10 protein-coding genes are annotated in these 11,462 nt (G+C 68.9%); 4 read left to right on the plus strand and 6 right to left on the minus strand.

Going from position 1 to position 11,462, the window contains the following annotated elements; translation table 11 throughout:
• Positions 1-68 precede the first annotated feature (68 nt).
• Complete coding sequence (locus A5701_RS18010; RefSeq protein ID WP_067756601.1) at positions 69-1,550, plus strand: cytochrome P450; 1,482 nt, start codon at positions 69-71, stop codon at positions 1,548-1,550.
• A gap of 3 nt (positions 1,551-1,553) precedes the next feature.
• On the opposite strand, the gene A5701_RS18015 is transcribed toward A5701_RS18010, so the two are convergent.
• Positions 1,554-2,048, minus strand: coding sequence for an alpha-isopropylmalate synthase regulatory domain-containing protein (locus A5701_RS18015; RefSeq protein WP_067756605.1), 495 nt, complete (start codon positions 2,046-2,048; stop codon positions 1,554-1,556).
• Between the two features lie 315 nt (positions 2,049-2,363).
• Here A5701_RS18015 and A5701_RS27600 point away from each other — a divergent pair, with 315 nt between their 5' ends.
• Positions 2,364-2,552, plus strand: coding sequence for a hypothetical protein (locus A5701_RS27600; protein WP_082950395.1), 189 nt, complete (start codon positions 2,364-2,366; stop codon positions 2,550-2,552).
• A 48-nt stretch (positions 2,553-2,600) separates the two neighbouring features.
• Here A5701_RS27600 and A5701_RS18020 read toward each other — a convergent pair whose 3' ends face one another.
• From A5701_RS18020 to A5701_RS18030, 3 genes are all read right to left on the minus strand, one after another.
• Positions 2,601-3,590: a sensor histidine kinase gene (locus A5701_RS18020; protein WP_067756608.1), complete on the minus strand. Its 990-nt coding sequence runs from the start codon at positions 3,588-3,590 to the stop codon at positions 2,601-2,603.
• Positions 3,591-3,698: 108 nt separating this feature from the next.
• A complete protein-coding gene (locus tag A5701_RS18025) occupies positions 3,699-5,129 on the minus strand; it encodes a FadR/GntR family transcriptional regulator (RefSeq protein WP_067756611.1) in 1,431 nt (476 codons plus the stop codon).
• Positions 5,130-5,162: 33 nt separating this feature from the next.
• A complete protein-coding gene (locus tag A5701_RS18030; RefSeq protein ID WP_067756614.1) occupies positions 5,163-6,356 on the minus strand; it encodes a thiolase family protein in 1,194 nt (397 codons plus the stop codon).
• 49 nt (positions 6,357-6,405) lie between these two features.
• Here A5701_RS18030 and A5701_RS18035 point away from each other — a divergent pair, with 49 nt between their 5' ends.
• On the plus strand, positions 6,406-6,741 hold the full coding sequence (locus A5701_RS18035; RefSeq protein WP_067756617.1) for a Zn-ribbon domain-containing OB-fold protein: 336 nt from the start codon (positions 6,406-6,408) through the stop codon (positions 6,739-6,741).
• A 9-nt stretch (positions 6,742-6,750) separates the two neighbouring features.
• On the opposite strand, the gene A5701_RS18040 is transcribed toward A5701_RS18035, so the two are convergent.
• Positions 6,751-8,913, minus strand: a complete 2,163-nt coding sequence (locus tag A5701_RS18040) for an acyl-CoA dehydrogenase (RefSeq protein WP_067756620.1) — start codon at positions 8,911-8,913, stop codon at positions 6,751-6,753.
• A gap of 108 nt (positions 8,914-9,021) precedes the next feature.
• Positions 9,022-9,780 carry an SDR family NAD(P)-dependent oxidoreductase gene (locus A5701_RS18045; protein ID WP_067756623.1) on the minus strand — a complete coding sequence of 253 codons (759 nt, stop codon included), beginning with the start codon at positions 9,778-9,780 and terminating at the stop codon, positions 9,022-9,024.
• 121 nt (positions 9,781-9,901) lie between these two features.
• Between A5701_RS18045 and A5701_RS18050 the strand changes: the two genes are divergently transcribed.
• Complete coding sequence (locus A5701_RS18050; RefSeq protein WP_067756626.1) at positions 9,902-11,431, plus strand: ATP-dependent DNA ligase; 1,530 nt, start codon at positions 9,902-9,904, stop codon at positions 11,429-11,431.
• Positions 11,432-11,462: the final 31 nt, after the last annotated feature.

The following is an 11,462-nucleotide window of genomic DNA, read 5'->3' on the forward strand; positions in this document are numbered from 1 at the left end:
AAGTTTTTTCCGAAGGTTATTAGACAGTGACGGCTGTCACCTCGGAGGGAACGCGCAAAGGAGCGTCTATGACCGCCACCATCAGCACCCCGCACTACCTGTTGGACCAGGCGCGGCGCCGGTTCACCCCATCGGTCAACAACTTTCCCGGCATGGGCGTCGCGGAGCGCAAGCTGCGCACCGTCCAGTTCCCCGAACACGTGTTGGCCCAGCCGCCGCCGGGCAGCGGGCTCAAACCGGTGGTGGGTGACGCGGGGCTGCCGGTGATCGGGCACCTCATCGAGATGCTGCGCGGCGGCCCGGATTACCTGATGTTCCTGTACCAGACCAAAGGGCCGCTCGTCTTCGGCGACTCTCCCCTCCTGCCGTTCGTCGCGGCGCTGGGCCCCGACGCCGCCCAGGAGCTCTACTCGAACCGCAATAAGGACTACTCCCAGCAGGGCTGGACCCCGGTGATCGGCGCCTTCTTCAAGCGCGGCCTGATGCTGCTTGACTTCGAAGAGCACCTGTTCCACCGGCGAATCATGCAGGAGGCGTTCATCCGCTCCCGGCTCGCCGGTTACGTCGAGCACATGGACAGGGTGGTGTCGCAGGTCACCGCCGACGACTGGGTGATCGACGACCCGCGCTTCCTGCTCTACCCGGCGATGAAGGAGCTCACCCTCGACATCGCGTCGATGGTGTTCATGGGCCACGAGCCCGGCACCGATCGTGAGCTGGTGACCAAGGTGAACAGGGCGTTCACCATGACCGTCCGGGCCGGCAATGCGATCATTCGCAACCCGGTGCCGCCGTTCACGTGGTGGCGCGGAGTCCGGGCCCGACAACTGCTGGAGAACTACTTCGACGAACGAGTCAAGGAGCGCCGCGGCAAGGACGGCAGCGACCTGCTGACCGTGTTGTGCCAGACCGAGGACGAAGACGGCAACCGCTTCTCCGACGAGGACATCGTCAACCACATGATCTTCTTGATGATGGCCGCGCACGACACGTCCACCACCACCGCGACGAACATGGCTTACCAGCTCGCCGCGAATCCGCAGTGGCAGCAGCGCTGCCGCGACGAGTCCGACCGCCTCGGGGATGGACCGCTCGACATCGAATCGCTGGAGAAGCTGGAATCGCTGGATCTGGTGATGAACGAGTCGATCCGGCTGGTGACCCCGGTGCAGTGGGCCATGCGCCGGACGGTGCGCGACACCGAACTGCTGGGCCACTACCTACCGAAGGGCACCAACGTCACCGCGTTTCCGGGGGTGAACCACCTGCTACCCGAGATCTGGACCGACCCGTTGAAGTTCGACCCGGAACGGTTCACCGAGCCGCGCAACGAACACAAGCGGCACCGGTACGCGTGGACTCCGTTCGGCGGCGGCGCGCACAAGTGCATCGGCATGGTTTTCGGCCAGTTGGAGGTCAAGACGATCATGCATCGGCTGCTGCGTCGCTACCGGCTCGAGCTGCCCCGGCCGGGCTACGAGTCGAAGTGGGACTACCGCACCATCCCCATCCCGATGGACGGCATGCCGATCGTGCTGCGCCCCCTGTAGGCCTCAGGCGAGCAGGCGGTTAGCGCAGGCGACCACCGCACGCAGCGCCGACTGCGTCGAATCGTCCGACCAGCCCATCGCCCATTCGGCGCGGGCCCCGTTGCTCCCGCAGACAAACGTGACCGTGCGGCCGCCGGAGCCCAGCTGATGAAACTTGACGATCTCCACCGGGATTCCGTGATCGTGCAGCATCGCGCTCAACGCCGCGATCGGGCCGCTGCCGCCGGCGGTCGAGGTGCTGATGCGGTCACCGACGGCGATCACGGCCCGGAAGTTGCGGGCCTGCGGCCCCGGCCGCCTCTCGGTGTCGGTGCAGGCCCAGCTGCCCAGCCGGACGGGCCCGCCCGCGTGGGCGTAGGTCGCGACGAAATCATCCCAGGACATCGCGCCCGCCTGCTCCCGCAGGCCGCGGGGCAGCGGGGCGCCGAACTCCCGGGCGAACACCGCCGTGGCGGGGGCCGGAGTACTGGATTGAGCGAGCCGCTCGGGAATGGTCATGGTGCCGGTCTTCTTCGGTCGAAAGGAGTGACCGACGGCAGTAGCTTCCGACCCACAGCGGGGGGTCGGTCTGGGTCAGACCCCGCTGCGGGCGCTAGCTACTACGGCTCGATCGAGAAGACGCACGAGCGCAGACTTTAGCCCTACACGGCCCTGACGTGCAAGTTCCGCCTCGGGTCATAACGCGGCGACCCGTCGCGAAATTCTTAAGAAATTTTGGTTTACGTGTGTGCAACAGGGGGTATGAGGCGAGGGCAACAGTCGTTCAACGGCTGTGCAACAACCCCTCGAAGGAATGATGAAAGAAGGCTCATCATGAAGGCAAAGAGCATCAGGAAATCTCTTAAATCAGCCACCGTGGCCGTCGGGTTGGCCGCGGTGTTATTACTCCCGACTGGATGTGCTTCCTCAGCGGCCGGCAGCGGTGGACTGCTCGGCGGCACGGTCGGCGGCGGTAGTGGCGGTATTTTGGGTACGGTCGGCGGGATTGTCGGCGGCCTCTAACTGATTTTCAGGCGGCCCTCGGGAAGCGATTCCCGGGGGCCGCTTGCGTCATCCGGTCGGCCCGGCCGACGGCTCGAACCGCAGATACGCCTGAATGGTCGTACCGCTGGGCGTCGTATGCGTGCGCACCAGGTCCGAGATGGCGTTGACCAGATAAAGTCCCCGGCTGGCGGGCCCGCACGGCCCCGGGTCCAGCCGGCCTACCAGCGGATCCTCGAAGCACCCGGTGTCGCGCGCCTCGCAGACCAGGTATCCGTCGTCTCGCCAGAAGGCGAGCTGACAGGCTCCGTCGGTGTACATCAAGCTGTTGCTGGCCAGCTCGGTGGCGACCAGTTGCAGATCTTCGATTCCGTCCTGCGACAAGCCAATCCATCCGGCGTAGTTGACGGCGAAGGACCGTGCGGGACTGAGGTCCGCCGACTTGCTCACCGTGTAGGTGACGGCCCCCGGCTTGGCGGGCAGCGGCCGGTTGCAGCGCTGCAAGGCGGCATCGGGCGCGTAGTCGGTGCTGCGCTGCAGGGCGCCGCCCCGCCACAGCAGAGGGTGTGTCGCCCGCACGTCCGCGAGCACATCGTCGTCGAGCCGGCTTCCGTCGTAGAGGCACAGCCCGGTCACCTGGTAGCCGTCCATGGCCCCGTTGACCAGCGCCTCGTGCTCCACGCAGGCGACCAACTCTTCCTCGGTGCGGCCGGGCCAGGCGAGTTGACTGACGATGCGCACCCGCCGGTCGGGGTGGTCATCGACGAAAGACCCCTCCATGGCCATGAATCGGCTCGGGTTGCGCCCCGCCTCGGTGATGTCGAGCAGTTGGAGATCGCCCGGCAGCTCGCCCGGGCCGAGCGCGTCGTGCAGCAAGACCAACTTGTCGGACGGCACCGCAACCAGTACCGCCTCGTCCATCGCCAACCCGTCGCTGACGAAGCGGGTGACGAAATCCAGGTACTCCTGCTGGGATTGGTAGATGAGTGCGGAGTGGACGAAGCCGAGCTGGCCAATTTCGGTGCCCGTCGTCACTCCAGGACTCTCGCTTTCGATCACTGAATGCCAACCCCCTGCTGGACCGGCCGTTAAGTTCTCCCTCCCCAGTACCCGCGGCGGGCCTTCGCTATACCGAGCTGCAGATCACATCTGAGAACTCAGTATTCGCTAAAGCCACCAGGAGGCGGCCGCGTCCAGATGACGGCGCACGCGGTAGCGGGCCAGGCTCTCGTCACCGGCCTCGATCGCGTCGGCAATCCGCTGGTGAGCGTGGTGAACGGCCAGGACGTCCGCCCAGGTCGGTGGCGCCTGCCCGGTGCTGGACCAGTGCCGCCGGAACAACTCGACGATGATGCGCAGAAACAGGTCGAGCAGCGTGTTGCCGGCCAGCTGGGCCAGTCCGACGTGAAACCGGAACTCCTCCGCCGAGGCGTCCGCCACATCGCCGGGCGTTTCCTCGACGTCGGACCGATGCGCGGCCACAAAGGCGGCCACTTCCGGTTCGCCGCACCGCTTGACGACCTTGGCGACGTTGTCGATCTCGATGGCGTCCCGGACGCAACGGAGGTCTTCGCGACTCGGGTCGCGGTACTGCAGGTATAAGGCAATGGTGTCGATGCTGGCCTGCGCCCGAGGCCTGGCGATGACGAGGCCGCCACCGGGCCCGCGGCGCATGTGCGCGATCGAGTGATATTCGAGCAGCCGCACCGCTTCCCGGAGCACCGCGCGGCTCACCCGGTACCGCTCGAGAAGGGCCGTTTCGGTGCCGAAGACGGATCCGACCTGCCAGCCGCTGGCAGCGATGTCGTCGCCGATCGTGGCCGCCAGCATCTCCGCCAGCTTGCCGCGGGGCACCTCGATGTTGAGCGGCCGCGGCTTGCGCCGCCGGCTCGGGGCGCCGGGGTGGTGGTGCTGTAGCCACGCGGTCACGGCCTCGACGTGCCGCTGGCTGAGCGTTTTGGCGCGCGCCGAGTCGCCGGCGGTGACGGCCTCGACGAGCTCGGAGTGGTCGATGTGCATCCGGTCGATCGCCTCGGTGGCCTCGGAGGCCGAGTCGGTCCGCGACTGCAGGGCATACCGGGTGGTGAGGCGCATCAGCACGTTGACAAAGAGTTGCAGGACCGGGTTTTTCGATTGCTCGGCCAACGCGATGTGGAACTCGTCCCGCGGCGTGGGGAGCCCCGGCCTCCACTCCTCTTCGCCCCGCAGCACCGCCCGCAACCGGGCGATGCCCGCCTCGTCGATCCGTTCCGCGGCCAGCGAAGCCGCCAGCGGTTCGAGCACAAGGCGCGCGTTGAGCAGGTCGCCCAGGGTGGTGCCGAGGTATTCGAGATAGATCACGACGGCGCGGGTGGCGGGCCCGGCATCGGGCTCGCAGATGATCAGACCGCCACCGGGCCCGCGGCGCATGCGGGCGACCTGATGGTGTTCGACGAGCCGGACGGCCTCGCGCAGGACCGAGCGGCTCACCCCGAAGCGCTCTTGCAACGCGTGCTCGGAACCGAGCGATTCGCCGATGGCCCAACCGCGGCGAACGATCTCCGCCTCGAGGTCCCGCGCGATTCCGGAAGCCAGTTTGTTCGCGAGGCCGGTACTCATATCAAGCCCAACGGCGTTCGGGCGCAGGGGATTTCAGCATGTGAGCAACATGCAGCCGGCGACGGGCCCGCCGCCGACCGACACGACGCCGACGTCCGGGCGACGCGATACCTGCCGCTCCCCCGCTTCCCCGCGCAACTGCAGACAACCCTCGTGCAATGCCCAGTAACCGTGCATGCGCCCCGCCGACAGCTGGCCGCCGTAGGTGTTGAGGGGAAGGTCCCCGTCGCGGGCGATCCGAGCGCCACCTTCCACGAACGGCCCGGCCTCCCCGTCACCGCAGACCCCGAGGGCCTCCAGCCACGCCAGGGTGAGATAGGTGAAGCCGTCGTACAACTCGGCGACCTTGAGGTCGGCCGGCTTCAGGTCCGTGCGCGACCACATCTGCGCCGTCGCGTCCGACATCGCCATCTTCGGGTAGTCGTCGCGGTGGAACCAGCCCCCGGCGCCGTCGGACCCGCCGATCGCCTCCACCGCCACCGCGCGGTGGGGGCAATCCCGGGTGTAATCCGTGTGCGAGACCACCACCGCAATCGAGCCGTCGATCGGGACATCGCAGTCCAGCAGGCCGAACGGGGTGGAGACCGGCCGCGCGCTCAGGTAGTCGGCCATCGTCATCGGGTCGCGATACACGGCGCGCGGATTCAGGGCGGCGTTGCGCCTGCCGTTCAGGGCGACCCAGCCCAGCTGTTGCTTGGTGGTCCCATACAACTCCATGTGGCGCCGGCAGTTCAGCGCCAGCCAATTCGCGGCGGAATAGGCGTTGGCCGCGACCAGGTCGTTGACGTCGTCCATCGCGCCCACGGCGGGCCGTTCCGCACCCTCCGGCGTCTCGAACATCCGGGCCAGCGGCGGCGCGGGCGCGTTCTCCTGCGGCTTCACCGGGACGGTGCCGCCGAGCATTTGGATGGTCCGGTACACCACCACGTGCCGGGCGCGACGTTCGGCGACCGCGCGGCACGCCGACATCACCGGGCTGAGCAAGCCGCCGGTGCCGAAGCCGGATCCGCAATCGGCCGCTTCGATCCGCAGTTGGGCGTTGACCTCTGCGGCGGGGGTGTCGCCCAGCGTCGCGATGCCGTCGATGTCGGCGGGGGCCAAGCCGGCGTCTTCGATGGCGGACCGCACCGCCTCCATGGTCAGGTCCACGCCCGCGATGCCGGTGCGCCGGCCGATCCGCGAGATGCCGATGCCGGACAGGATCGCGTCCTTCTCGAAATGCGTCATGCACACCGCCCGTCAGACCATCGAATCAATTGAGTGTACTGTATTCGTCGTGCCGGACGAGCCGCTGCTCATCGAATACTGCGAGGACTGCGCGCGCTGGGTGCATCCGCCTGCCGGCGAATGCCGCACGTGCAAAGCCCCGCTGGTCGCCCGGCCCGTCTCCGGGCGTGGCACCGTGTTCACCTTTACGGTGAACCACCACCCGTACAACCCGGAGATCCCGGTTCCGTACGTGATCGCCATCGTCGAACTCGCCGAACAAGAGGGCCTGCGGGTGGCCGCCAATGTCGTTGACTGCGAACCCGATTCGGTCACGTGCGGTATGCCCGTCGCGATCCGGCCGGACAGGGGCAGCGGCGGGGCTCCGCTGTTCGCACCCACCTGAGCGGAGCAGCTAGTTGATCAGCGGGTCGCGCGGCATGCCGAGGATCCGCTCGGCGATCTGATTGCGGGTGACTTCCGAGGTGCCGCCGGCGATCGCCATGCCGCGTGCGCCCATCGCCAGCCTGCCCACCACCGCACCGGGGCCATCCATGAGTGCGACCTCCGGGCCGGCCAGCACCGCCCAGATCGCGGCCCCGTCGACCATGTGCTCGGCCAGCTTCAGCTTGGTGATGTTGCCTTCCGGGCCGGGCCCGGCCCCCTCGACGCTGCGGGCCGCGCGACGCAGGTTCAGCAGCCGCAGCGCATGGTCGTCGGCGAGGAAGGATCCGATCCGGACCGGCGCTCCCGCCAGGCGGTCCGACTGCTGCGCGAGCTGGACCAGGGTGGGCGCCAATCCCTCGTAGAACGACCCGCTGCCGCCGATGCTGACCCGCTCGTTGCCGAGCGTCGCCCGGGCGACGGTCCAGCCGGAGTTGGGCGCCCCGACGACGTCCTCGTCGGGGACGAAGACGTCGTTGAAGAAGACCTCGTTGAACTCCGAGCCGCCGGTGATCTGCCGCAGCGGGCGCACCTCGACGCCCGGGCCCTTCATGTCGATGATGACGGTGGTGATGCCGGCGTGCTTGGGGGCGTCCGGATCGGTGCGCACGGTGGCCAGGCCGCGCGCGCAGTACTGCGCGCCGCTGGTCCAGACCTTCTGCCCGTTGATCTTCCAGCCGCCGTCCACCCGGGTGGCGCGGGTCTTCACGGACGCCGCGTCGGAGCCGGCCTCGGGCTCGGAGAACAGCTGGCACCAGATCTCTTCCTGGCGCAGCGCCTTCTCCACGAATCTTTCGATCTGCCAATCGGTTCCGTGCTGGATCAGGGTGAGGATCACCCAGCCGGTGATCGAGTAGTCGGGGCGCTTGATGCCGGCCGCGCGGAATTCCTCCTCGATGACCAGCTGCTCCACCGCGTCGGCGGCGCGACCCCAGGGCTTCGGCCAGTGCGGCATGACGTAGCCCGTCTCGATCAGCTTGTCGCGCTGCGCCGCTTTGTCCAGGGCGGCGATCTCGGCGGCGTCGGCGTGGATCCGGGTGCGCAGTTCCTCGGCCTCGGCAGGCAGGTCCAGGCTGTTCTCCCGTTTGGCGCCTGCGGCGGTGCGCTCGAAGACATCCCGGGCCGGCGCGTCGCCGCCGAACAGCGCCGCAACCACCAGCGCGCGGCGCAGGTGCAGATGCGCGTCGTGCTCCCAGGTGAAGCCGATGCCGCCGTGCACCTGGATGTTCAGCTCGGCGTTGCGCGCATAGGCGGGGAACGCCAGGGCCGCCGCCACCGCGGCGGCGAGCCGGAACTGGTCCTCGTCCTCGGACGCCGCCCGCGAGGCGTCCCACACCGCGGCGACGCCCGATTCGGCCGCCACCAGCATGTTGGCGCAATGATGCTTCACCGCTTGGAATGTCGCGATGGTGCGCCCGAATTGCTGCCGCACCTTGGCATAGTCCACGGCGGCGTCGACGCAGTCCGCCGCGCCGCCCACCGCCTCGGCGGCCAACAACGTCCGGGCCCGGGCCAGCGCGGAAGCCCGCCCGCCGGTCAGGATGTCGTCGGCGCCGACGTTGACGTTCTCCAGGCGCACGCGTCCGGAACGCCGGGTCGGGTCGAAGTTGTTCGGCACCTCGACCGATACGCCGGCACGGTCACGCTCCAACAGCAGCACGTCCTCGCCTGCGGCGATCAGCAACAGCTCGGCCAGCCCGGCGCCCAGCACGATCCCGGCGTCACCGTCGGCGACGCCGTTCTTGAGGCGCACCTCCCCGTCCAGACCGATTCCAGCGGTCACGGTCCCGTCGATCAAGCCGGGCAGCAGCCGCGACTTCTGTTCGGCGCTGCCATCTTTGGCGATCACCGCCGACGCGATCACGGTCGGCACGAACGGCCCCGGCGCTACGGCCCGGCCGAGTTCTTCGACCACCACCACGAGTTCGGGCAGCCCGAAGCCGGATCCGCCGTGCTCTTCGTCGATGTGCAGGCCGAGCCAGCCCAGCTCGACCAGGTTCTGCCAGAACGCCGGCCGGGATTCCTCCGCGGCGTCGAGCAGCGAACGCGCCGCCCAACGGGCCTTCTGCGAGGTCAGGAACGCGCGGGCGACCCCGGCGAGTTCGCGGTGGTCGTCGGTCAGTGCGATACCCATGAGGGGCCCTCCTCGCTACCGGCTGGGTAGCCTGCCCCGCTTCGAGGGGAAGCGGGGCGGCTGCCTAAAGAGTGTACTTAATGCGGGGAGGGCGACCCGTGGGGGTGGCTACTTGGGCGCGAAGCGCTGGCCCGCGTCCAGCCGCAGGCACTGGCCGTTGAGCATCGGGTTCTCGACGATCGCCGCAACCAGCTTGGCGTACTCGATCGGCCGGCCGAGGCGCTTGGGGAAGGCGGCGTCCTTGGTGAGCGCCGACGCGAATTCGTCCGGAATCCCCTGCGTCAACCCGGTGGCGAACAGGCTCGGCGCGATCGCCAGCACCCGGATGCCCAGCGAGCCCAGGTCCCGGGCCATGGTCAGGCACATGCCGGCGACGCCGGCCTTGGCGGCGGTGTAGGCGACCTGCCCGATCTGCCCCTCGAACGCCGCGATCGACGCGGTGTTGATGATGACGCCGCGCTCCTCGTCCTCCGGCTCGTTCTTGGCCATGTGCGCGGCCGCGAGCCGGCTGATGTTGAAGGTGGCGATCAGGTTGAGGTCGATCACGGACTGGAAGGACTCGAGGTCGTGGGGACCGGACTTGGTCATCGTCCGCTTGGCGATGCCGCCACCCGCGGTGGTGATGATGACATGCAGGCCGCCCAGTTTGTCGACCGCGGTCTGCAGCGTCTCCTCGGTGCCCTTGAAGTCGGTGACGTCGACCGGATAGAACGCGCCGCCGACGGCCTCGGCCACGGTCTTGCCGTCGGAACCCTCACGGTCCAGGATGGCGACCTCCGCCCCGCGCTCGGCCAGCAGCTCAGCGGAGGCGCGACCCATTCCCGACGCGCCGCCGATGACGACGACCTTCTTCCCGTTGATCTCCATCCGGACCCTTCCTTTCGGGTTGTCAGATCCCTAGCAATCTGTAACGTTACGTAGGCACGCTAGCGTGTGCGCCGCCGAGGGTTGACCCCGCCTTGTTCGAGACCCGTGCCAAGCTGATTTCGTGCTCCTCCTCGACGTGGCGACGACCTCACTTGACGTAGGCGGCACGTCGTCACGGCTGAGCAAGGTCGCCCACATCGCCGACCTGTTGCGGCGCGCCGCGGCCGACCCCGACGAAGTCGCCATCGTCGTCTCCTGGCTCTCGGGTGAGTTGCGCCAGCGCCAGATCGGGGTCGGCTGGGCAGCGCTGCGGTCACGGCCGCCCCCGGCGCCGCATCCGGCGTTGACCGTCGCCGCGGTGGACGCCAGTTTCTCCGAGATCGGGGCGGTGTCGGGCAAGGGATCGCAGGCGCGCCGCGCGCAGCTCATCACCGGCTTGTTCGCCGCCTCGACCGACATCGAGCAGACCTTCCTGCTGCGGCTGCTCGGCGGGGAGCTGCGCCAGGGGGCGCTGGCCGGGATCATGGCCGACGCGGTGGCCAAGGCCGCCGGCCTCCCCGTCGCGGCGGTACAGCGCGCGGCGATGCTCGGCGGGGACCTGCCCGGCGTCGCGGCGGCCGCCATGGGCGGCGGCGCCCGGGCGCTCGAGGCGTTCGCCCTGCGCGTCGGACGGCCGGTCGGCCCGATGCTGGCGCAGACCGCGACCGGGGTGGCCGATGCGCTGGAACGCCACGGCGGCACAACGATTTTCGAGGCCAAGCTGGACGGCGCCCGGGTACAGATTCACCGGTCCGGCGACCAGGTCACCGTCTACACCCGAAGCCTCGACGACGTCACCGCCCGGCTGCCCGAGGTGGTGGAGGCGACGCTGGCGCTGCCGGTGCGCGACCTCATCGCCGACGGCGAGGCGATCGCGCTGCGGGCCGACAACTCACCGCACCGCTTCCAGGTCACCGCGTCACGGTTCGGCCGATCGGTCGACGTCGCTGAAGCCCGTGCGGCCCAACCTCTTTCGGTGTTCTTCTTCGATATCCTGCACCGCGACGGCGAGGACCTGCTCGACGCGCCGACCACCGAGCGGCTGGCCGCCCTGGACGCGCTGGTGCCGGCCGCGCAGCGGGTCGATCGGCTCGCCACCACAGACGACGACGAGGCGGCCCGGTTCCTGGAGGCGACGCTCGCCGCCGGTCACGAGGGCGTCATGGCCAAGGCGCCGCAGGCGCCGTATCAGGCAGGCCGCCGCGGCGCGGGCTGGCTCAAGGTCAAGCCGGTGCACACGCTGGACCTGGTGGTGTTGGCGGTGGAGTGGGGATCGGGGCGCCGACGCGGCAAGCTCTCCAACATCCACCTGGGGGCGCGCGACCCCGCCACCGCCGAATTCGTGATGGTGGGAAAGACTTTCAAGGGCATGACCGACGCCATGCTGGACTGGCAGACGGCCCGGTTCAGCGAACTCGCCGTCGGCGGGACCGACGGTTACGTCGTGCGGCTGCGGCCCGAGCAGGTGGTCGAGGTGGCCCTGGACGGGGTCCAGAAATCCTCGCGCTACCCCGGCGGTGTGGCGCTGCGGTTCGCCCGTGTGCTGCGTTACCGCGACGACAAGAGCCCGTCCGAGGCCGACACCATCGATACCGTGCGGGCGCTGTACTGACAAACCGAGCGCTGCCGGTTTCGCGCGCGTA

The sequence above is a fragment of the Mycobacterium sp. E3305 genome (assembly GCF_001666785.1).
GTDB lineage: Bacteria > Actinomycetota > Actinomycetes > Mycobacteriales > Mycobacteriaceae > Mycobacterium.